This window comes from Caulobacter sp. GW821-FHT12F03, assembly GCF_058806855.1.
The window spans coordinates 161,960-182,240 of record NZ_JBXAQC010000004.1 but is presented as its reverse complement, the minus strand read 5'-3'; the positions used below and the strand labels follow the sequence as shown (position 1 = coordinate 182,240).

At 68.6% G+C, this 20,281-nt stretch carries 20 protein-coding genes; 12 read left to right on the top strand and 8 right to left on the bottom strand.

Going from position 1 to position 20,281, the window contains the following annotated elements; genetic code table 11:
- Positions 1 to 81: 81 nt before the first annotated feature.
- Positions 82 to 1,989, bottom strand: coding sequence for a peptide MFS transporter (locus AC1RN0_RS12095; RefSeq protein WP_492787686.1), 1,908 nt, complete (start codon positions 1,987 to 1,989; stop codon positions 82 to 84).
- A gap of 182 nt (positions 1,990 to 2,171) precedes the next feature.
- On the opposite strand from AC1RN0_RS12095, the gene AC1RN0_RS12090 reads away from it, so the two are divergent.
- Positions 2,172 to 2,576: a DUF427 domain-containing protein gene (locus AC1RN0_RS12090; protein WP_492787685.1), complete on the top strand. Its 405-nt coding sequence runs from the start codon at positions 2,172 to 2,174 to the stop codon at positions 2,574 to 2,576.
- Between the two features lie 104 nt (positions 2,577 to 2,680).
- On the opposite strand, the gene AC1RN0_RS12085 is transcribed toward AC1RN0_RS12090, so the two are convergent.
- Positions 2,681 to 4,054, bottom strand: a complete 1,374-nt coding sequence (locus AC1RN0_RS12085) for a glutamate--cysteine ligase (protein ID WP_492787684.1) — start codon at positions 4,052 to 4,054, stop codon at positions 2,681 to 2,683.
- 127 nt (positions 4,055 to 4,181) lie between these two features.
- Positions 4,182 to 4,901, bottom strand: a complete 720-nt coding sequence (locus AC1RN0_RS12080; protein ID WP_492787683.1) for a 16S rRNA (uracil(1498)-N(3))-methyltransferase — start codon at positions 4,899 to 4,901, stop codon at positions 4,182 to 4,184.
- 47 nt (positions 4,902 to 4,948) lie between these two features.
- On the opposite strand from AC1RN0_RS12080, the gene ppk2 reads away from it, so the two are divergent.
- Positions 4,949 to 5,707, top strand: a complete 759-nt coding sequence (gene ppk2 / locus AC1RN0_RS12075) for a polyphosphate kinase 2 (protein ID WP_492787682.1) — start codon at positions 4,949 to 4,951, stop codon at positions 5,705 to 5,707.
- Positions 5,708 to 5,744: 37 nt separating this feature from the next.
- On the opposite strand, the gene AC1RN0_RS12070 is transcribed toward ppk2, so the two are convergent.
- Positions 5,745 to 6,620 carry a sulfotransferase domain-containing protein gene (locus AC1RN0_RS12070; RefSeq protein WP_492787681.1) on the bottom strand — a complete coding sequence of 292 codons (876 nt, stop codon included), beginning with the start codon at positions 6,618 to 6,620 and terminating at the stop codon, positions 5,745 to 5,747.
- Positions 6,621 to 6,718: 98 nt separating this feature from the next.
- Between AC1RN0_RS12070 and AC1RN0_RS12065 the strand changes: the two genes are divergently transcribed.
- The 3 genes from AC1RN0_RS12065 to AC1RN0_RS12055 all read left to right on the top strand — a co-directional run bounded on the left by AC1RN0_RS12065 (position 6,719) and on the right by AC1RN0_RS12055 (position 9,725).
- The gene (locus AC1RN0_RS12065; RefSeq protein WP_492787680.1) at positions 6,719 to 7,702 is read left to right on the top strand and encodes an aldo/keto reductase; all 984 of its coding nucleotides are present in this window, start codon (positions 6,719 to 6,721) and stop codon (positions 7,700 to 7,702) included.
- A complete protein-coding gene (locus AC1RN0_RS12060) occupies positions 7,699 to 8,907 on the top strand; it encodes a winged helix-turn-helix domain-containing protein (protein WP_492787679.1) in 1,209 nt (402 codons plus the stop codon). The genes AC1RN0_RS12065 and AC1RN0_RS12060 overlap by 4 nt, the downstream gene beginning before the upstream one ends.
- Positions 8,908 to 9,017: 110 nt before the next feature.
- Positions 9,018 to 9,725, top strand: a complete 708-nt coding sequence (locus AC1RN0_RS12055; RefSeq protein ID WP_492787678.1) for a murein L,D-transpeptidase catalytic domain-containing protein — start codon at positions 9,018 to 9,020, stop codon at positions 9,723 to 9,725.
- A gap of 44 nt (positions 9,726 to 9,769) precedes the next feature.
- Here the strand turns inward: AC1RN0_RS12055 and AC1RN0_RS12050 are convergent, their stop codons facing one another.
- On the bottom strand, positions 9,770 to 11,272 hold the full coding sequence (locus AC1RN0_RS12050) for a S10 family peptidase (RefSeq protein ID WP_492787677.1): 1,503 nt from the start codon (positions 11,270 to 11,272) through the stop codon (positions 9,770 to 9,772).
- 59 nt (positions 11,273 to 11,331) lie between these two features.
- Entirely contained in the window at positions 11,332 to 13,167 is a 1,836-nt protein-coding gene (locus AC1RN0_RS12045) for an ABC transporter ATP-binding protein (protein ID WP_492787676.1), read from the bottom strand.
- 209 nt (positions 13,168 to 13,376) lie between these two features.
- On the opposite strand from AC1RN0_RS12045, the gene ubiA reads away from it, so the two are divergent.
- Positions 13,377 to 14,306 (top strand): 4-hydroxybenzoate octaprenyltransferase, encoded by a 930-nt coding sequence (gene ubiA, locus AC1RN0_RS12040; protein ID WP_492787675.1) that lies wholly within the window; start codon positions 13,377 to 13,379, stop codon positions 14,304 to 14,306.
- Between the two features lie 110 nt (positions 14,307 to 14,416).
- On the opposite strand, the gene AC1RN0_RS12035 is transcribed toward ubiA, so the two are convergent.
- Entirely contained in the window at positions 14,417 to 14,767 is a 351-nt protein-coding gene (locus tag AC1RN0_RS12035; RefSeq protein WP_492787674.1) for a lysozyme inhibitor LprI family protein, read from the bottom strand.
- A gap of 69 nt (positions 14,768 to 14,836) precedes the next feature.
- On the opposite strand from AC1RN0_RS12035, the gene AC1RN0_RS12030 reads away from it, so the two are divergent.
- Positions 14,837 to 15,787, top strand: a complete 951-nt coding sequence (locus tag AC1RN0_RS12030) for a fatty acid desaturase family protein (RefSeq protein WP_492787673.1) — start codon at positions 14,837 to 14,839, stop codon at positions 15,785 to 15,787.
- Here the strand turns inward: AC1RN0_RS12030 and AC1RN0_RS12025 are convergent.
- Positions 15,784 to 16,200 (bottom strand): hypothetical protein, encoded by a 417-nt coding sequence (locus AC1RN0_RS12025; protein WP_492787672.1) that lies wholly within the window; start codon positions 16,198 to 16,200, stop codon positions 15,784 to 15,786. The two genes, AC1RN0_RS12030 and AC1RN0_RS12025, sit on opposite strands and share 4 nt — an antisense overlap.
- 141 nt (positions 16,201 to 16,341) lie before the next feature.
- On the opposite strand from AC1RN0_RS12025, the gene AC1RN0_RS12020 reads away from it, so the two are divergent.
- The 5 genes from AC1RN0_RS12020 (at position 16,342) to AC1RN0_RS12000 (ending at position 20,280) form a co-directional block, all read left to right on the top strand.
- Positions 16,342 to 16,989, top strand: coding sequence for a class I SAM-dependent methyltransferase (locus tag AC1RN0_RS12020; RefSeq protein ID WP_492787671.1), 648 nt, complete (start codon positions 16,342 to 16,344; stop codon positions 16,987 to 16,989).
- A gap of 44 nt (positions 16,990 to 17,033) precedes the next feature.
- Positions 17,034 to 17,384, top strand: coding sequence for a VOC family protein (locus AC1RN0_RS12015; protein ID WP_492787670.1), 351 nt, complete (start codon positions 17,034 to 17,036; stop codon positions 17,382 to 17,384).
- A 93-nt stretch (positions 17,385 to 17,477) separates the two neighbouring features.
- Complete coding sequence (locus tag AC1RN0_RS12010) at positions 17,478 to 18,029, top strand: YkgJ family cysteine cluster protein (protein WP_492787669.1); 552 nt, start codon at positions 17,478 to 17,480, stop codon at positions 18,027 to 18,029.
- Positions 18,030 to 18,163: 134 nt separating this feature from the next.
- Entirely contained in the window at positions 18,164 to 19,927 is a 1,764-nt protein-coding gene (gene ggt / locus AC1RN0_RS12005) for a gamma-glutamyltransferase (RefSeq protein WP_492787668.1), read from the top strand.
- A gap of 11 nt (positions 19,928 to 19,938) precedes the next feature.
- A complete protein-coding gene (locus AC1RN0_RS12000) occupies positions 19,939 to 20,280 on the top strand; it encodes an MmcQ/YjbR family DNA-binding protein (RefSeq protein WP_492787667.1) in 342 nt (113 codons plus the stop codon).
- Position 20,281 lies beyond the last annotated feature (1 nt).

The window sequence follows — 20,281 nt, the reverse complement described above, 5'->3', positions numbered from 1 at the left end:
GCCCCGAAGCACGACGGCCGAAGAAGAAGGGCCCCGGGATTGCTCCCGGGGCCCTTTGTCGTTTCGGCGCTGATCGGACGATCAGTGCGGCATGGACTGCCGGTCGCCGTCGAGTTCTGCGTGCGGCGTTCCATCCACGCCGACATGGCCCCAGGACTTCACCAGGAAGCTGATGGCGATGAAGAACACGCCCACGCCGATCCCGGCCAGGCCGAGCTTCTGGAAGCCGTCCAGCGAGGTGGCCAGGGCGCCGGCGGGGTCGAGGACCTGGCCGCCGACCGTCTCCGTGCCCATGGCGCCGGCGATGATGCCGCCGACGTACTGGGCGATGGAGCTCGACAGGAACCAGACCGCCATCATGAACGACACCACCGAGGGCATCGACAGCTTGGTGATCTCCGACAGACCCACGGGCGACAGGAACAGCTCGCCGGTGGTGTGCAGCAGGTAGAGGGCGCCGAGGATGAACAGCGGCATCTGGAAGGCCGAATTGTGCATTCCGCCGGCCCAGACCACGATCATGAAGCCGAGGCCCACCTGAAGCAGGCCCAGTCCGAACTTCATCACCGGGTTCGGATCACGATTGTGCTTGCCGAGGAACAGCCACAGCGCCGCGAAGATCGGCGCGAAGATCAGGATGAAGCCGGCGTTGAACGACTGCGTCTGGGCGGCGGTGATGCCCATGTCGATCCAGCGCACGTTGTCCGGCACGCCGGCGGCCAGGACCATGTCCCGGGTGCCGAAGAAGAACGACTGGCCGAACAGGTCGATCGTGAACGGCGAACTGATCAGCGACAGGTCGACGTTGCGGTCGGCGAACAGGTTGAGCGAGGTGCCGGCCTGTTCGAACAGGGTGAAGAACACCACCGCGCCGAAGATCAGGATCATGGCCAGCATCATGCGCTGGCGTTGGACCCAGGTCTTGCAGACGAAGGCGATGATCAGGGCGATCGCGACCAGCGAGGCGACGATGCTGAGGCTCAGCACCAGGCCGACGAAGGCGTTGCTCTGGACCAGAACCCAGACCACGCCGACGCCGAGGATGCCGGCGATGTAGATCAGGTTCTCCTGGTTCAGCGGCCCGACGATCGGCTTGGCCAGCTTCTCCGGATGGGGCGGTTCGCCCTTGCCCTCGAGCAGCGGCTTGCCCAGCACGAAGGCCAGATAGCCCAGCAGCATGCCGGCGCCGGCCAGGCCGAAGCCCCAGCCCCAGCCGAAGGTCTGGCCGAGATAGCCGCACAGCACCGAGGCCCAGAAGGCCCCCATGTTGATGCCGTAGTAGTAGAGGGTGAAGCCCGGATCGCGGCGCGGATCGCCTTCGGGGTAGAGCTGGCCGACGATCGTGGAGATGTTCGGCTTCAGGAAGCCCACGCCCATGATGATCAGCGAAATGGCCAGGAAGAAGATGTTCACGTAGGTCGAATTCCGCGTCTCCTTCATCTCGTAGGAGCCGTGGGCGAGACTGGCGGGCAGCGGCGAAGCGGCGGGCAGGTCGTTGATCTTCAGCGCGCCGTTCTCGCCGGCCCCGAAGCTGTGGCAGCCCTCGCCGACCTTGATGCAGACCTTGCGGTCGGAGCCCCGGCCGGTGACCTGCATTTCATAGGCCTGGCCCTGATAGTTCAGGGTCTGCTCGGCCGGCTTGCCTTCCACGGCCATCATGCCGTGACCGGCCACCAGCAGCAGCGCGCCGAAGGCGATGGCCTTGCGCGTGCCGATGAACCGGTCGGCCAGGATGCCGCCCAGCAGGGGCAGGAGATAAACCAGCGAGGTGTACGAGCCATACAGGCCGCTGGCGTAGTCATCCTTGAACAGGAAATGTTGCGTCAGATAGAAGATCAGGATGCCGCGCATCCCGTAATACGAGAAGCGCTCCCACATCTCCGCGAAGAAGAGGATGAAGAGCCCCTTCGGGTGGTTCCGCATCTGCAGAAGCACCGGGATGCCCGTGGCCAGGGTCACGAGGATCCCCAGCGCGATAACGATATTCATACTGCCTACCCTGTGACTCTATGGTCCGCGCGGACCGAAAACGGCAAGATTCCCCCGAACCCGCGCGATTTGAGCGCGAGAAAATCACGCGCGGACGCGTTTCACAAGCAACGCCTTGCCGAGAGCTTCATTCGGGAGCCGACCTGTGGCCCCGGCGTTATCCTTCGCAGGAGGACGACGCCATGGTGAACGATGTTCAGGGAGGGCGGCCGGGTCTGGTCGCCGTCGGGGGCCGCGCCCGCGCGCTGTTCGAAGGGCACGAGCTGGCCGACAGCGCCCGCGCCTTGCTTGTGACCGAGCCGGGCGGCGCCCGGACCGCCTATTTTCCGGCCGAGGACGTGGAGACGGCCTTCCTGCGCCGGAATGACCGCGTCACCACCAGCCCGTGGTTCGGGGTGGCGAACTGGTACACCATCACCCGCGACGGCAAGATCGTGGAGAACGTCGCCTGGTCCTTCGACCAGCCGTTCGACGACGGCGCGGCCTTCGCCGGCTACATCGCCTTCGCGCCGGAACACGTCGACATCCAGTTCGACGAGCCCGCCCCCGTTCCCCACGTGGACGCGCACGATCCGCCCTACGTGTGACGGATGCGATCGGGGACATCCCCGAAAGCCCGAGGATAACCGGGGAGGGAGCGACGCTTTCGAGCTGACGGGGACACGCACTGACGTGCATGTCCCCGAGCGTATCAGTATGCGCAGTCCACGAAGATCCGGCTGATGTCGCCGTGCCATTCGCCGTGGTATTTTTCCAGCAGGCGCTCGGCGGGCGTCAGGCCGCTGTCGGCGATGGCTTCGAGTTCGCCGAGGTAGGTCGTCTCGTCGATGAAGCCGCCGTCCAGCCGGGCGCGGCGCTTGAGGCCCTCGCGGCTGATGGCGATCATGTCCTTCGCCACGTCCTGCACCGTGCGGCCGGCGACCACGGCCTTGAGGCCCAGCCGGTTCACGTCGCGGCGGACGGTCTCGCGGTCTTCCGGCGTCCAGTGCTTGCACAGGTCCCAGGCCGCGGCGAGGGCGGCGCCGTCATAGAAGATGCCGGTCCACAGGGCGGGCAGGGCGCACAGCCGGCTCCACGGGCCGCCGTCGGCGCCGCGCATTTCCAGATAGGTCTTCAGCCGCACCTCCGGGAAGATGGTGCTGGTGTGGTCGACCCAGTCCTTGAGCGTCGCCCGGTCGCCGGGCAGCGCGTCCAGCTTGCCGTCGATGAAGTCGCGGAACGACTTGCCCGCGACATCGACGTACAGACCCTTCCGCTTGGCGAAATACATCGGCACGTCGAGGGCGTAGCGCGCGTAGCGCTCGAAATCGAAACCGTCCTCGAAGACGAAGTTCAGCATGCCGGTGCGGTCAGGATCGGTGTCTGTCCAGACGTTGGCCCGGGCCGACAAGAAGCCGTTGGGCCGCCCTTCCGTGAACGGCGAGTTGGCGAACAGGGCCGTGGCGATCGGCTGCAGCGCCAGGCTGGTGCGGAACTTGGCCGCCATGTCGGCTTCGGAGCTGAAGTCGAGGTTGGCCTGCACCGTGCAGGTGCGGAACATCATGTCCAGGCCCATGGACCCGACCTGCGGCATGTAGCGCCGCATGATCACATAGCGGCCCTTGGGCATGATGGCGGCGTCCTCGCGCCGCAGGGTCGGGTGGAAGCCCAGGCCGAGGAAGCCGAGGCCGAGCTCGTCGGCGACCTGCTTGACCTCCTGCAGGTGGCTGCCGGTCTCCTCGCAGATCTCGTGCATCGAGTTCAGCGGCGCGCCGCTGAGTTCGAACTGGCCGCCGGGCTCGAGGCTGACGCTCGCGCCGTTGCGCTCCAGCGCGATCAGTGTCTGACCGCCGTCGGCGCGGTCCTCGTAGACGCCTTCCCAGCCGAACCGCATCAGACCCTTGAGCATCGCTTCGATGCCGTCGGGCCCGCCATACTGGACGGGCGTGTGGTCTTTCAGGTGGAAGCCGAACTTCTCGTGTTCGGCGCCGACGCGCCATTCGCTCGCGGGCTTGCTGCCGGAGGCGAACCAGCCGGTCAGGTCATCGAGTGTCAGGGGCCTGTCGTCACGGACGGTCGTGGCCATATCGTTGTGCCTCCCCAGGCATTTTGCAGTGGTTAGGGAGGCCCCTTCCCCGACCGGGCGCGATCAATACGCTCAAGTGCAGGTGGGAGACAATCACACTCGATGCAAGGCTTCGTGACGGCGGGCGTTATCGCCAGTCCCCGAGCGCCGCCTGCCACAGCGTCAGGGCGGCGATCGCGGCGGTGTCGGCCCGCAGGATGCGCGGCCCCAGCGACACGGCGGTGACGAAGGGCAGGGCGCGCAGCCGCTCGCCTTCCTCGGGCGCGAAACCGCCTTCCGGCCCGATCAGCACGGCGCCCGGTCCGGCGACGGCCGCCCGGAGCGCCTCCAGCGCCGGCGGGACCCCGCCGCCTTCGTCGCAGAACATCAGCGCCCGGCCGGCGTCCCAGCCGTCGAGCATGCGGTCCAGCTTCTCCGGGGCGACGATCAGCGGCGCGTCCAGCCGGCCGGTCTGTTCGGCGGCCTCGACGGCGATCGCCTGCAGCCGCGCGACATTGGTGTGATCGGCGTTCGTCCGCCGCGTGATGGCCAGGCGCACGCGGCGCGCGCCCAGTTCGGCGGCCTTTTCGATGATCGTCTCCAGCCGGGCGCGCTTGACCAGGGCCACCACCAGGTCGAGGTCCGGCCCCGGGGTCTGCGCCCGCATCCGGGCCCCCACCGCCAGCCTGCAGACGCGCTTGCCCGCCTCGACGAGGGTCGCCCGCCACTCGCCGTCGCGGCCGTTGAACAGCAGCACCTCGGCCCCGACCGCCAGCCGCATGACGGCCGTCAGATAGCGGCCCTGCTCGGGCGAGGGGCTGACATCGGCGCCGGCGGACAGGTCATCGGGGACATAGAGGCGGATCATCGCGACTCTTCTAGCCGCGGACGGCCTTCCGGCGGTAGGGTCCGCGGATGGAAAACGACGCCTACGACGACGAACTCCGTGATCTGCAGATCGCCATGATCCGCACGCAGCAGCAGGCGATCAGCGAAGGCTGGAAGATCCTGACGATCTTCGAGGGACGCGACGCCGCCGGCAAGGACGGCGCGATCGCCCGGGTCACCGGCCCGCTGGCGCGTCGCGAGACGCGCGTGGTGGCGCTGCCCAAGCCGTCCGACCGCGAACGCAGCCAGTGGTACTTCCAGCGCTATGTCGCCCACCTGCCGGCGGCCGGCGAGTTCGTGCTGTTCAACCGCTCCTGGTACAACCGCGCCGGGGTCGAGCCGGTGATGGGCTTCTGCACCGCCGAGCAGCACGAGGAATTCCTCCGCGAGGCGCCCAATTTCGAGCGCATGCTGGTGGCCGGCGGCGTGAAGGTGATCAAGTTCTGGCTCGACATCAGCCCCGAGGAACAGGCCAAGCGGCTGAAGGCCCGCAGGACCGATCCGCTCAAGGTGTTCAAGACCAGCCCGCTCGACGACGTCGCCGAGGAAAAGTGGTCCGACTACACGACCGCCCGCGACGAGATGCTCCGGCGCACGGACTGCGACCAGGCGCCGTGGGTCTGCGTGCGCGCGGACCACAAGAAGGCGGCCCGGCTCAACATCCTGCGCTGGATGCTGGCGTCCATGGCCCCGCACAAGGTGCTCAAGACCGTGAAGAAGCCCGACCCCTCGGTGATCTTCCGCTTCGACCCGGACGCCCTGACCGACGGCCGCCTGCACAGGTAAGGCGGCGGCCTGGTCCGGCATTGCCGAATTGCGCCGGCTACCCCTGGAACCCGCGCGGAGCGCCACAGTAGCCGTAGCCGAAGTCGTGCTTCAGGTTCCGGTCAAGGATGGCCTTCAGCAGGGCCTCGTCGTCCGCGGAGAAGGTCGCGGCCGGCGCGCCGTCCATGCGCAGCGGCTTTTCGTCGACCTCCGGGTCCTGGTGACGGGCCATGACTTCCTTGGCGCCGGCCTCGGCGCCGACATCCAGCGACGCCGCGCCCAGATCCAGGCCCAGGTGCCGGGCCAGGGTTTCCAGCGCGGTGCGGCGGTCGGCGCGGAAATCCTCGTAGCGCAGCACCAGCGTCTCGGCCGGATAGCGGCTGGCCACGTCGCCCCAGCGGTTGAGGAAGTGGATGTACCACCACACGTCGCAGACATAGGCCTTGCTGGTCGGATCGCCCGCGACGTAGCGCGAGAAGGGCACGTCGTAGGTGTCGCGCCACTTCTCGTAGTTCGAGATCAACACGTCGCGGATGTCGCGCACCACCACGGCATAGGGCGGCAGCGGCGCCACCGAGCGGAGCCAGGCCCAGTCCAGCGCCAGCGGCGGGATCGAGTGCGAGCTGGCGATTCGCGGCAGCGCGGCATGGATGCGCTTGTGCTTGGGGTGACCGATGATCTCGTTGGACGAAGAGTTGTTGAAGTAGCGCGGCGGCTCGACGCCATAGCGGTGGGCGATGGCGTGGCTCAGCATCCATTTGATCCAGTGGGTGCCCGAGTGCTGGCCGGTGACCATGTAGCCCTGCCAGTCGCGGTATTTCAGCAGCGCGCCGTTGGTGTTGTCGCGGTTGAAGCAGTGCAGGCGAAACGCCCTGTCAGCAGCCTCGCCGCCGCGCTGGATTTCCGGCACGTGGCTTCTTGTCAAAGTCGTCAACAGCGTCACTCTCCCCCCGTCAGCCTGTTCAACGGCCGCCCCCTCGCGTTTATGCGACAGGAAACGGCAGCCTGTCACGACAGCCGCAGGGGAAGCCCATGGAATACGTCCGACTCGGCAAGACCGGCCTGAAGGTGTCGCGCCTCTGCCTCGGCTGCATGACCTACGGCTCAAGCAGCTGGCGGCCCTGGGTTCTGGAGGAGGAGGCGGCCCGGCCGTTCTTCAGGGCGGCCGTCGAGGGCGGGATCAATTTCTTCGACACCGCCAACATGTACTCGCTCGGCCAGAGCGAGGTGGTCACCGGCAAGCTGCTGAAGGAATTCGCGGCCAGTCGCGACGAGGTGGTGATCGCCACCAAGGTGCATTTCCCGATGAGCCCCGGCCCCAACGACAAGGGCCTGTCGCGCAAGCACATCATGAGCTCGATCGACGCCAGCCTGACGCGGCTGGGCGTCGACCACGTCGACCTGTTCCAGATTCACCGCTTCGACTACGACACGCCGATCGAGGAGACGCTCGAGGCGCTGCATGACGTCGTGAAGGCCGGCAAGGCCCGCTACATCGGCGCCTCGTCGATGTACGCCTGGCAGTTCGCGAAGATGCTCAGCGTCAGCGAACGGAACGGCTGGACGAGGTTCGTCTCGATGCAGCCGCAGTACAATCTGGTCTACCGCGAGGAAGAACGGGAGATGCTGCCGCTGTGCAAGGCGGAAGGCATCGGCGTGATCCCCTGGTCGCCGCTGGCGCGCGGGTTCCTCGCCGGAGGCCGCAGCAAGGTCGGCGAGGGAAACACCGAGCGCGCCCGCACCGACGAGTTCGCGCCGCGCCTCTACTACCAGGAGGCCGACTTCGCGGTGGTCGACGCGGTCGAGGCCATCGCCACGGCGCGCGGCCTGTCGAACATGCAGGTCGCCCTGGCCTGGGTGCTGCGCAACCCGGCCGTCACCGCCCCGATCATCGGCGCCTCGAAGCTGCACCACCTGACCGACGCCCTGTCGGCGCTCGACGTGGCGCTGGGCGGCGACGAGGTCGCGACGCTGGAGAAGCCCTACAAGCCCAAGCCGGTGCTGGATCACGCGTGAAGCCCTACGACCTCTCCCTCAGGCAGGCCCGCCGCATCGCCCTGACGGCCCAGGGCTTCGCCGAGTCGCGCCGCCACGCCGCGCCGGGCAAACGCCACTTCGGCAAGGTCGCCGAGCGGCTGGGCGTGATCCAGATCGACAGCGTCAACGTCCTGACCCGCACCCACTACCTGCCGGCCTTCTCGCGGCTGGGCGACTATCCGCAGGGCGTTCTGGAGTCCGAGGCCTGGGGGAAAAAGCGCACCCTGTTCGAATACTGGGGCCATGAGGCGTCGCTGCTGCCGCTGGAGCTGCAGCCGCTGCTGCGCTGGCGCATGGCCCGCGCCGAGGCCGGCGAGACCTGGGGCGGGCTGGCCCGCTTCGGGCGCGAACGGCGCGACTACATCGACAATATCCTCGCCGAGATCGAACAGCGCGGACCGGTCACCGGCGGCGACTTCGCCACCGGCCCGCGCGGCCAGCCCGGCTGGTGGTCGTGGTCGGAGGGCAAGCGCGCGCTCGAGTGGCTGTTCTGGGCGGGATACCTGACCACCGCGACGCGGCGGGGTTTCGAGCGGGTCTATGACCTGACCGAACGGGCCCTGCCGGCGGCGATCATCGACCTGCCGACGCCGGACGAGGCCGACGCGATGCGCGCGCTGGTGCTGCGCTCGGCGCGGGCCATGGGCGTGGCGACCGAGGCCGACCTGCGCGACTACTACCGCCTGCCGCTCGACGGCGCCCGGCGGGCGCTGCGCGAGCTGGTCGAGGCCGGCGACCTGACGCCGGTAAAGGTGCAGGGCTGGGACAAGCCCGCCTACCTGCACCCTGACGCGAAGCCGAGGCGGATCAGCGCCCACGCCCTGCTGTCGCCGTTCGACAACCTGATCTGGTTCCGCGACCGCACCGAGCGCCTGTTCGGCCTGAAGGTCCGGCTGGAGATCTACACCCCGGCCGAAAAGCGGGTGCACGGCTACTACGTCCTGCCGTTCCTCGAGGGCGAGGCGATCACCGCGCGGGTCGATCTGAAGGCCGATCGCCAGGCGAAGACGCTGCGCGTCCAGGCCGCCCACGCCGATCCCGAAGCGGGCGCCGGGACGCCCGCCGCCCTCGCCGCCGAGCTGACGCGCATGGCCGGCTGGCTCGGCCTGGAGCGGGTCGAGGTGGCCGGCAAGGGCGATCTGGCCGGCCGTTTGCAGTCGGCCCTGTCGGCGCCCGCGATCTGATCACTAGCGAGAAAGTGAGCGGGTGCGACACCGGGTCGGGTTCGCAACTGCGAGATGATGGGCTATCCACCCCCGTCGACCGCGCGGGGGCGCCAAGCGGAGTAGCCATCTTGAGAGAGCTGGATCAGCGTCTGTCGCGACGCGGCCTCATCGTCGGTCTGGCGGCCCTGACCGCCTCCTGCGCCACATCCACGCCGAAGCCGTCGCTGGTTTCACAGACTTTCAGTCCCGTTCCCGTCAGTCCCCAGCCGCTGGCGGTTCCGCCGCCGCCGCCCCTGGCGCTCGGGCCGGAGCTCGACCCGCAAGGCCTGATCCGCCGACCGCTGCTGTACGCGGCGATGGACGCCCTCAAGCGTCACCGCGGCCAGATCGAGCATGAGGACCGTGTCTACATCGTCGACTTCCAGGCCCATTCCAGCAAACCGCGCCTGTTCCGCCTCGACCTGACCACCGGCGAGGCCAAGGCGTTCCGCACGGCCCACGGCCGGGGCTCCGATCCGGCCCACACCGGCTTCGCCGAACGCTTTTCCAACATCCCGGACTCCAACGCCTCGTCGGTCGGGGCCTATCGCACCGCCGGACAGGCCTGGGGCTCCAAGCATGGTCCCAATGTCCTGCTGGACGGGCTCGACCCGACCAATTCCGAGGTCCGCGACCGGGCGATCATCGTGCACGCCGCCGACTACTGCGAGCCGGCCTATCTGGCGGCGACCGGCAAGCTCGGCCGCTCGTTCGGCTGTTTCGCCGTTTCCCAGGCCGACCTGAACGCCCTGCGCCCCGACATGGACGGCGGCCGGCTGCTGTTCGCAGGGGCCTGACGACCGTCAGGGACCCGCACTGGCGGGCATGTCCCCGATCCGGACTACCCCGCCCCGTACATGGCCATCACGTCGCGCCGCATGGCCGCGCCGCTGTCCGGGCGGCTGTAGAACATGTGGCCGCCGGGATAGACCTTGAGCTGCACCCGGCCGGGATTGCCCATCGGCGGCAGTTGGTCGATGACGATGCGCGAGGCGAAATAGGGGCAGCTGAGGTCGTCGTAGCCGTGGACGATCAGCACCTTCATCTTCGGGTCGTTGGCCAGCGCCTTGCGGAAGGCGGACACCGCCTCGATGGTCGGCAGCTCGTCCTCCCAGGCCTCGTTCACGTCGCTGCTGAGGGCGTTGTAGCGGGCCTCGACCTTCCAGCCGACGACGCGGGTGACGAAGTCCACCATGGCGCTGGTGGTCGGGGCGATCAGGGCGTCGAGGATCGGGTCGCCGCTGCGCTGGTCCGGCGAGAAGGGGTAGGGGTCCCAGGCCGTGACGTTGGAATCGTACCAGCTGCCGATGCGGCCTTCCTTGCGGTAGAGCTCGCGCAGGAAGGCCCGGCTGTCGATGCGGCCGCCCATCTGCCGCACCACCGCCTCGTCGAGGCCGGTGTAGGCTGTGACCCGCTTGATGATCCGCTCGAGCGCCGCCGGGTTGGTCCGGCCGGCCATGAAATCGGTCAGAAATTCGGTGCGGACATAGCCCTCCACGTCGGCCATCAGCTCCGGCGACAGGGTCTTGCCCTGGCGCTCATAGTTGGCGGCCGTCATCGAGGGCAGGGTCACTACCCAGGGCATCGGTGAGAAGTCGCCGCCCGACCAGCTGGTCCCGTCGAAGAACGGTGAGACCAGCACCACGCCGTTGATGCCGACGCCCAGCTCGGTCTGCAGATAGTGGGTCAGCCGCGGGCCTCGGAAGCCGCCGTAGCTCTCACCGGTGATGTACTTGGGCGAGGTCATGCGACCGTTCTTGAGCAGCCAGTCGTAGACGATGCGCGAGAGGTAGGCGATGTCCTGCTTGACGCCGAAGAAGGCCTTCTTGGCTTCCTCGGGGGTCACCCGGGAGCGCGAGAAGCCGGTGCCGACCGGGTCGATGAACACCAGGTCGGTGAAGTCCAGCCAGGTGTAGGGGTTGTCCTGCAGCACGGCCGAGTCCGAGGGCGCGTCGCCCTGGGCCCCGAACTGCACCCGCTTGGGCCCGATGGCCCCGAGGTTGAGATAGACGCTGGCCGCGCCCGGGCCGCCGTTGAAGGCGAAGGTCACCGGCCGGTTCGGATTGCGCGGGCCGTCGAGCACGTAGGCCGTGAACACGACTTCGGCGGTGATCTTGCCCTTGTCGTCGCGCACCGGCAGCGAGCCGACGGTGACGGTGTAGTTCAGCGTCTTGCCGGCGACGTGGGTCACCTGCTTGACGGTGGCGTCGGCGGGGAAGGGCGGCAGGTCGCTGTCCGGCGCCTTGCCGGCCGCGGCGTCGGCCGGCTTGTCGGCGGCGTGGGCCGCGCCGAGGGCGCCGAGCGCCAGCCCGGCCGCAAGACCGAGAACCTTCAGAATACGCATGGTGACTCCCCCCAACGCCTGTCGCCGGAAGGGTATCGGGCCGGACGGCGAGGGGAAAGTTACAAGCGGTCAAACTCGCCCGGCTCATTCGTCGTTCGGCGGGTCGCCTGGGCCGTCCCCTCGGCCACGGCCGCCAGCCGCGCGTACGCTCCGCCGCGCGCCTTCAGCTCGGCGTGCCTGCCTTCCTCGACGATCCGGCCGCGCTCGAACACCAGGATGCGGTCGGCGTGGCGGATGGTCGACAGGCGGTGGGCGATGACGATGGTCGTCCGCCCGGCCATCAGTTCCTCCATCGCCGCCTGCACCGACAGCTCCGTCTCCACGTCGAGCGAACTGGTCGCCTCGTCGAACACCAGGATCGGCGCGTCGGCCAGGAAGGCCCGCGCGATGGCCACGCGCTGGCGCTCGCCGCCGCTCAGCTTGACGCCCCGCTCGCCGACCAGGGTGTCGTAGCCCTTCGGCAGCTTGGCGATGAACTCGTCGGCCCGTGCTCGCCTGGCCGCCAGCCGGATTTCGTCCAGCGTGGCGTCCGGCCGGGCGTAGCCGATGTTCTCGGCGATGCTGCGGTGGAACAGGGCCGGGTCCTGCGGCACCACGGCGATGGCCCGGCGCAGCTCGCCCTGGGCCACGGCCGCGATGTCCTGGCCGTCGATGCGGATGGCGCCCGCGTTCAGGTCGTAGAGCCGCTGGATCAGCTTGACGAAGGTCGACTTGCCCGCCCCCGTCGGCCCGACCAGCGCCACCCGCTCGCCCGGCGCGATGCGCAGGGAGAAGGCGTCGTACAGCGGCGTGTCGGCGCTCTTGTAGCGGAAGGTCACCGCGTCGAAGACGATCTCGCCCTCGGCCCCGCGGAACGGCTGCGGTTTGGCCGGGTCGGCAACCTGGGCGTCCATGCGGGCGTAGTTGGCCACGTCCTCGACGTCGTCGACGCCCTTCTGGAACATGCGCACATTCTCGCCGATGTTCCGCAGGTAACCGTTCATCTGCATGAAGGTGGTGATGCCGAAGGCGATGTCGCCCGGCGTCGCCCGGCCCTTCGTCCACAGCCAGACCAGGGTCCCGGTCATCACCGCCTGCAGCAGCATGGTCAGCAGGTTCTGGGTCAGCCAGATGTCCATGAACCGGCCCCAGGTCACCTGCACCGCCGCACGCCAGTCGGCGGTCAGCCGGCCGAACCGGGCCTCCTCGCGCGCCTCGGCGCCGAAGCTCTTGACCGTCGGATTGGCGCTCAGGGCGTCGGCCAGCGCGCCGCCGATGCGCGAATCCAGCGCGTTGGACCGCAGGTTGGCCGGACGCACATAGACCTTCACCAGCCACAGGTTCAGCCACAGGAAGCCGAAGATCACCAGCAGCGCGACCCCGCCGATGAGCGGCCACTTCATGGCGATCAGCACCGACTGGCCAACCAGCAGCAGGAGCGCCGGGGCCAGCCACAGCACCACCGCGTCCGACACCTGGTCATAGCCCCACATGCCGCGCGACAGCCGCCGCACGGTCGCCCCGGCGAACGTGTCGGCGTGCCAGTCGGCCGAGAAGCCCTGCACGCGCCGGAAGCCCTCGTTGGTCATCTCTTCCATGTTGCGGGCGGCCAGCGGGTTCCACATGCGGAAGGCGACGTTGCGCAGCAGCGAGAAGCCGAGGAAGGCGCCGACGAACAGGCCCCAGGCGATCCACACGCCGCTGGCGGCCGCGGCCGGCGCGGTCACCGCGTTGACCAGGCCGCGCGCCGCCCACGGCAGGGCGATCTCGCAGCCCATGGCCGCCAGCATGCCGACGATCGAGCCGAGCAGCAGCCATCGCCGCCGCAGCCAGAAGCCGGCGACAAAGGCCATGACCTGGCCGTTGGACAGCACCCGTCCCCGGGTGACCGCCTCGTCTTCGTACTGTTCGCTCATGTGCGGTTGTGTTTAGGCGCGAACGCCGGTTCGCGGGAGAGGGCCGGGGCAGGATTTGCAGGACCGGCGCCTTGACGCCACAGTCGCACCCGACGCCCCTCATCGTCGGACTTGTTCCGACGATCCATGAGCACCGTGCTTCAGGACCTGACGCGGATGGTCCGGCAGATTCTGTTGCGGCTCGCCGAAGCTTGGTTCACCAAAGCCCCATGACCTCGATCCTGCCCGACGCCGCGCCGACCAACTGGGTGGACCGTTACGCGCCCGTGCCGCTGCGGCCGTGGCTGAAGCTCGGACGGTTCGACCGTCCGACCGGCATCTGGCTGCTGATGCTGCCGGGCTGGATGGGTCTCGGCCTCGCCGCCGCCATGCGCGGCAAGGCGCCGGACATCGTGCTGATGGCGCTGTTCTTCCTCGGCGCGGCGCTGATGCGCGCGGCGGGCTGCGCCTACAACGACATCGTCGACCGCGACATCGACGCCAGGGTCGCCCGCACGGCCGGGCGGCCGATCCCGTCGGGCCAGATCAGCGTCAGACAGGCCTGGGCCTTCGTCATCGGCTGCTGCCTTGTGAGCCTGGTGATCCTGCTCGCCATGAACGGGTGGACCATCGGCCTCGGCGTCGCCTCGCTGGCGCTGGTGGCGGCCTATCCGTTCATGAAGCGGATCACCTGGTGGCCGCAGGCCTGGCTGGGCCTGACCTTCAACTGGGGCGCGCTGATGGGCTTCACGGCCGTCGCCGGCGCGCCGGGCTGGCCGGCGGTCCTCGTCTACGCGGGGCTCGTCTTCTGGACCCTCGGCTACGACACCATCTACGCGGTGCAGGATCTCGAGGATGACGCCCTGGCCGGGGTGAAATCCTCGGCCCGGGCGCTCGGCGACCAGGCGCCGCGGGCGGTGCTGCTGTTCTACGCGATCTGTTTCATGCTGGTCATCGCCGGCGCCTGGATCGGCGGACTGGGTCCGCTGTTCCTGCCGCCGGCGGCGCTGTTCGCCCTGCTGCTGTCGCGGCAGGCCTCCAGGCTCGACATCGCCGATCCGGCCGGCGCCCTGGCGCTGTTCAAGTCCAACAGCGCCGCCGGTCTGCTGCTGGCCGTCGCCCTGGCGCTGGGGATGTGGAAGCCCGGCGGGGTGTTCTAGGGCAGGCAATTCAGGGGACAGCTTACCTATTTCGCCCGCCTCTGCGGGGGGCGACCCAGCTCCGACCGAAATAGGTAAGCTGTCCCCTGAATGGCCGTCCGGAATCGCAGTCAGAACGGGCCGTTCACATAGACCCGCTCTTCCAGCACACGGTTCAGCTGGGCGATGCGTTTGGCGTAGGCCCGGCCGATGCAGGCGCGGTTGGCGCCGCAGGTCCGGCGCTGGCGCAGCCACACGGACTGCTCGTCCATGATCGCGCCGCGCGTGCCCATCGGCACCAGATGGCGGACGATGTCGTACAGCTGGGCCATCCGCACGTCCTGGTCGTTCAGGGCCCGGTCGGCGCAGATGGCCTTCTCGTCGGGCGCGCGCGCCTTGCTGCAGTCGAAGCTCGCGGCGCTGGCCGCGCCGGCGCCGAGGAAGCCGGCCGCGAGGACCGCGGCGAACAGGCGAACACGCATGGAAGAGCCTCCGGAAAGTGACGTTTCGTCATCCTACACATCCCAACGCCGAAGTGAGATAATCGAACCATGGCCGTTGCAGCACGTGTGAAACCAAAGGACTTCTTCACCGACGCGGAGTGGGCGCCGCTGGCCGCCCGCTCGTCGTGGAAGGGGTTGTGGCTGATCGCCCACGCCTGGCTGACGATCGTGGCGGCCGGCGCGCTGTTCGTCGTCTGGCCCAATCCGCTGACGCTGGTCCTGGCGGTGATGATCATCGGCGGCCGGCAGCTGGGCCTGGCGATCCTGATGCATGACGGGGCCCACGGGTGCCTGCACCCCAACCAGACGGTCAACGACTGGGTCGGCCACTGGCTCTGCGGCGCCCCGACCAACGGCGACCTGCAGCGCTATCGCGACTATCACCTGCAGCACCACAAGTTCGCCCAGCAGGATGAGGACCCGGACCTCGGCCTCTCGGCGCCGTTCCCGATCACCCGCAAGTCGCTGTGGCGCAAGGCGGTCCGCGATCTGACCGGCCAGACCTTCTACAAGCAGCGCATCCAGCCGACGATCGACGCCTTCCGCACCGGCGCGAAGAAGGGGATCCCCTTCCGCAAGACGCTGAAGGGCGTGCTGACCTTCTGGAAGCCGTTCCTGGTGTTCCACATTCCGCTGATCATCGTGCTGTCAGCGGTCGGCCTGTGGTGGGCCTGGCCGGTGCTGTGGCTGCTGCCGATGGCGACCTGGTATCCGCTGATCACCCGCCTGCGGAACATCGCCGAGCACGCCCTGGTTGGAAAGGACCAGCCCGACCCCCTGCGCCACGCCCGCACCACCCACGCCGGCCCCGTAGCCCGGCTGATGATGGCGCCCTACTACGTCAACTATCACTGCGAACATCACATGTTCATGCACGTGCCGTGCTGGAACCTGCCAAGGGTCCACCGGCTGCTGAAGCAGAAGGGCGTGATGGACAGGATGCTGACGGCGCCGGGCTACGTCAGCGTGCTCAGGATGGCGTCGGCGAAGGCGGCCTAGTTCAGTCTGGCCGGCGCAGCTCCCGCCGCGTTGAGCTCCTCGACGACCGGGCAGTTTTTCTCCACTGCGGCAATCGACAGGGCATCGTATTGGCCCTTGAGGTTCGCAATTTCCTCTTCATGTCCGCCGCCGCGGGAGGCGAACAACGCCGCCGGGGGGAAGATCAGGGCTGTCGCCACGACAGTGGCGGTGTCGGCGTTCCGACCCCTTCGTTGCATGCCGGACACCTCGCGAACCCGGCTGGACACCCGGAACAACTCCATCCGAATCTGCTCGCATCCGTAGACGCTATACTGAAGGGGCGAGACATAGGTCGGACTGATGTCCTCGGGCGCCGTGGCGCAGGCAGCCAACGCCGCGGACAGGGCTGCAGCGGTGAAGACCGACAACGCGCGCGCCTGAAACTTGATCATCAACCCTCCAACATGTTGGCGATGTCCTGCAACCACGCCGTCTATGGAATGGGCCCGCATTCCGCCTGATGGTCAAGCCGCCTCGGCGGCACGGAAGAATTACACATGGTCCCCGCGCGGCTTCCGGTCCATGACGCCGTCATGATCACCGATCGCCGCGCCTTCATCCTCGAGAACACCCGCCTGCAGGCGCCGCCGCATGCGCCGGAGCTGACGCTGCATCTGGCCGACGAGATCACGCCGATCTGGAAGCTGACCGAGGAAGACCTGGCGAAGATCGGGCTGCCGCCGCCGTTCTGGGCCTTCGCCTGGGCCGGCGGCCAGGCGCTTGCGCGCTATGTGCTCGACAACCCGGACGTGGTCGCGGGTCGGCGGGTGGTCGACTTCGCCTCGGGGTCGGGCATCGTCGCCATCGCCGCCAAACGGGCCGGCGCGGCCTCGGTGCTGGCGGCCGATATCGACGGCTACTGCGGCGCGGCCATCGGCCTGAACGCGGCGGCCAACGGGGTGAGCGTCGACTTCACCGACCTCGACCTGCTCGACGCCCCGCCGCCGGCGGCCGACGTCTTCCTGGCCGGCGACATCTGCTACGAGAAGCCGCTGGCCGGGCGGGTCATGGCCTGGCTGACGGCCGCCCGCGCCGGCGGCGCCACGGTGCTGATCGGCGACCCCGGCCGCACCTATTTTCCGAAGACCGGCCTGATCAAGCTGGCGGAATACCAGGTCGCCACCACCCGCGAGCTCGAGGATTTCGAGGTCAAGAAGACCAGCGTCTGGACTCTGCCCTGACGCCCGCGTTATAGAACAAAGACGGAACATCAGGAGTTCGCCCGATGCGCGAAGACGGCAAGATCGACTATGTGGAATTCCCCGCGACGGCCATTCCGGCGGTGAAGGCCTTCTATTCCGCGGCCTTCGGCTGGACCTGGGTCGACTACGGCCCGGACTACGCGGCGGTCGACAACGCCGGGGTGGACGGCGGCTTCAACGGCGACGCCAGCGACGAGAACGGCGCGAAGCAGGCGCTGGTGGTGCTCTACGCCCACGATATCGAGGCCATGGTCGCGAAGGTCGAGGCCGCCGGCGGCGTGATCACCCGGCCGATCTTCCCCTTCCCGGGCGGCCGGCGGTTCCACTTCACCGATCCGTCGGGGAATGAGCTCGGTGTGTGGTCGGAGACCTGATCTTCTCCCTCCCCTTCAAGGGGAGTGAGGCATCGTGAAAAACCGTCACATCCGGCCGCTACCGTCCGCCCCTGACCAACCAGCGAGGCGGGCGTGAGCGAGAGCGGGAAGAGCTGCGGCGATTGCGGCCTGTGCTGCAAGCTGCTGGGCATCGCGGAGATCGACAAGCGGCCCGGCGCGTGGTGCGGTCACTTCCGCAAGGGCGTAGGCGGCTGCGGCATCTACGCCGACCGGCCGTCGGCCTGCCGCGATTTCACCTGCCTGTGGCTCAGCTCAGAGCGGCTCGACGACAGTTGGAAGCCCAACCGGGCGAAGTTCGTCATGTTCACCGACCAGGACGGCCGGCGGCTGAACATCGTCGTCGACCCGGCCGAACCGATGGCCTGGCGCAAGGACGCCTACTATCGGCGCATCAAGGCCATGAGCGCGCGCACGGAAGAGGGCTACGAGCTGGTCGTCGCCGTCGGCGACCGCCGCTTCGTCATCTTCCCGCACGAGGACGTCGACCTCGGCGTCATCAATCCCGACCACAAGATCGTCACCGGCTTCGCCATGGTCGAGGGCCAGCGCACGCCGTACGCGATGGTGCTGAGCGATGTGGAGCCGGGAGGGACCAAGGGCGAGGGATTAGGGATTAGGGATTAGGGATTAGTCTGAGGGGCGGAGGCATCTCATCACTAGCCCCTAGCCCCTAGCCCCTAGCCCCTAGCCCCTGGCCCCTAGCTCCTCCCGGCCACCGGCCTATAGTCCGCGTCACACAGTACCGAGGGACCCCGTCCATGCGTCGCCGCACCTTCCTCGCCGCCCTGCCGGCGGTCGCCTTCGCGGGATCGGCCCTGGCCCAGAGCCGGGCCGGCAATCCCAACCTGAACCGGCCGGACGTCCATGGCGGCGACCGCATCGACGGGGCCACGTTCGCCAGCCGTTCGGCCGCCTGGGGCGCGCACGGCGCGGCGGCCACGGCCCACCCGCTGGCGACCCTGGCGGCGATCGACACCCTGCGGCGCGGCGGCTCGGCCGTTGACGCGGCCATCGCCGCCAACGCCTGCCTGGGCTTCCTCGAACCGATCAGCTGCGGCGTCGGCGGCGACTGCTTCGTCATGCTGTGGGATCCCAAGACGAAGAAGGTCGTTGGCCTCAACGGCTCGGGCCGCTCGCCGCGCGCCCTGACCCTGGCGACCCAGCGCGCCCGCTCGAAGAACGGCCGCATCGCCAGCTTCGGGGCCATTTCGGTGAGCGTGCCGGGCGCGGTCCAGGCCTGGTGGGATCTGCACCAGCGGTTCGGAAAGCTGCCCTGGAAGAGCCTGTTCGACCCGGCCATCGCCTATGCGGAAGAGGGGGCGCCGGTCACCCAGAACGTCGCCTACTACTACGGGGCCTCGTTCCGCCGGTTCAACAACCCGACCTCCAACATCGAGGAGGTCGCCAACTTCAACGCCACCTGGGCGCCGAACGGCCGCACGCCGCTGGAGGGCGAGCTGTTCCGCAATCCCGGTCTGGCGGAGACCTATCGCAAGATCGCCGCCGGCGGCCGCGACGCCTTCTACGACGGCGAGATCGCCGACCGGATCGAGCGCTACTTCAAGCGCATCGGCGGCTGGATGACCCGCGCCGACCTCGCCGCCCACCACAGCGAATGGACCACGCCGCTGGTCACCGGCTATCGCGGCGTCGACGTCTATGGCCTGGCGCCCAACAGCCAGGGCCTGTCGACCCTGCAGCTGCTAAACATCCTCGAGACCTTCGACGTCAAGGCGATGGGCTTCCAGTCGGCCCAGGCGATCCACCATGCGGTGGAGGCCAAGCGCCTGGCCTACGAGGACCGCGCCCGCTTCTTCGCCGACCCGGACTTCGGCAGGATCCCCGTCGAGTGGCTCAACTCCAAGGCCTACGCCGCCGAGCGCGCGAAGCTGATCAAGCCGGACGCGATCCTCAACCCGGTCTATCCGGGCCAGGCGCCGAGCCATGGCGACACCACCTATTTCACCACCGCCGACGCCGACGGGATGATGGTCTCGATCATCCAGTCCAACTACCGCGGCATGGGCAGCGGCCTGTCGCCGGACGGCCTCGGCTTCATGTTCCAGGACCGGGGCGAGCTGTTCTCCCTGACCGACGGCCATCCGAACGTCTATGCGCCCGGCAAGCGGCCGTTCCAGACCATCATCCCGGGCTTCGCCGTGAAGGACGGCGCGCCCTGGCTCAGCTTCGGCGTCATGGGCGGCGACATGCAGCCGCAGGGCCAGGCACAGATCATCAGCAACATGGTCGACTTCGGCCTCGACCTTCAGGCCGCCGGCGACAGCCCGCGCTGGCACCACGAGGGCGGCAGCGAGCCAACCGGGGAGCAGCTGGGCCACCCCGGCCTGCTGCGGCTTGAGACCGGCGTACCCGAGGCGACGAAAAAGACCCTGGCCGCCCTGGGCTGGCCGCTCGGCGCTTCCGACGGCGGTTTCGGCGGCTACCAGGCCATCGAGCGCTGGCCCGGCCGCTACGCCGCCGCCACGGAAATGCGCAAGGACGGCGTGGCGCTGGCGTACTGACCGAGGAGCCCATGACCCGCGACGACTTCCACGCCATCGTCATGGCCTTTCCCGGCGTCGAGGAGGCGCCGAGCTATGGCCAGCCCGGCTACAAGATCAACGGCAAGTTCTTCACCCGCGTCCGTAAGGAGGACGCCAGCGCGGTGATCGTCGAGGTGCCGTTCGACGAGCGGGACCTGCTGCTGGAGGTGGAGCCGGAGACCTTCCATTTTACCGCCCACTACAAGGACTATCCCTGTGTGCTGGCGCGGCTGGAGACGCTGCATCCCGAGCAGCTGAAGGGCTTCCTCGAACGCCGCTGGCGCAAGGCGGCGACGCGAGCCATGGTCAAGGCCAGAGACGCCGCCGGCTGAG

Excerpts from the sequence above, each read along its gene's own strand:
- AC1RN0_RS12095 (WP_492787686.1), bottom strand. The coding sequence starts at position 1,989 with ATGAATATCGTTATCGCGCTGGGGATCCTCGTGACCCTGGCCACGGGC.
- AC1RN0_RS12090 (WP_492787685.1), top strand. The coding sequence starts at position 2,172 with ATGGTGAACGATGTTCAGGGAGGGCGGCCGGGTCTGGTCGCCGTCGGG.
- AC1RN0_RS12085 (WP_492787684.1), bottom strand. The coding sequence starts at position 4,054 with ATGGCCACGACCGTCCGTGACGACAGGCCCCTGACACTCGATGACCTG.
- AC1RN0_RS12080 (WP_492787683.1), bottom strand. The coding sequence starts at position 4,901 with ATGATCCGCCTCTATGTCCCCGATGACCTGTCCGCCGGCGCCGATGTC.
- ppk2 (WP_492787682.1), top strand. The coding sequence starts at position 4,949 with ATGGAAAACGACGCCTACGACGACGAACTCCGTGATCTGCAGATCGCC.
- AC1RN0_RS12065 (WP_492787680.1), top strand. The coding sequence starts at position 6,719 with ATGGAATACGTCCGACTCGGCAAGACCGGCCTGAAGGTGTCGCGCCTC.
- AC1RN0_RS12050 (WP_492787677.1), bottom strand. The coding sequence starts at position 11,272 with ATGCGTATTCTGAAGGTTCTCGGTCTTGCGGCCGGGCTGGCGCTCGGC.
- AC1RN0_RS12045 (WP_492787676.1), bottom strand. The coding sequence starts at position 13,167 with ATGAGCGAACAGTACGAAGACGAGGCGGTCACCCGGGGACGGGTGCTG.
- ubiA (WP_492787675.1), top strand. The coding sequence starts at position 13,377 with ATGACCTCGATCCTGCCCGACGCCGCGCCGACCAACTGGGTGGACCGT.
- AC1RN0_RS12035 (WP_492787674.1), bottom strand. The coding sequence starts at position 14,767 with ATGCGTGTTCGCCTGTTCGCCGCGGTCCTCGCGGCCGGCTTCCTCGGC.
- AC1RN0_RS12030 (WP_492787673.1), top strand. The coding sequence starts at position 14,837 with ATGGCCGTTGCAGCACGTGTGAAACCAAAGGACTTCTTCACCGACGCG.
- AC1RN0_RS12025 (WP_492787672.1), bottom strand. The coding sequence starts at position 16,200 with ATGATCAAGTTTCAGGCGCGCGCGTTGTCGGTCTTCACCGCTGCAGCC.
- AC1RN0_RS12020 (WP_492787671.1), top strand. The coding sequence starts at position 16,342 with ATGATCACCGATCGCCGCGCCTTCATCCTCGAGAACACCCGCCTGCAG.
- AC1RN0_RS12015 (WP_492787670.1), top strand. The coding sequence starts at position 17,034 with ATGCGCGAAGACGGCAAGATCGACTATGTGGAATTCCCCGCGACGGCC.
- ggt (WP_492787668.1), top strand. The coding sequence starts at position 18,164 with ATGCGTCGCCGCACCTTCCTCGCCGCCCTGCCGGCGGTCGCCTTCGCG.
- AC1RN0_RS12000 (WP_492787667.1), top strand. The coding sequence starts at position 19,939 with ATGACCCGCGACGACTTCCACGCCATCGTCATGGCCTTTCCCGGCGTC.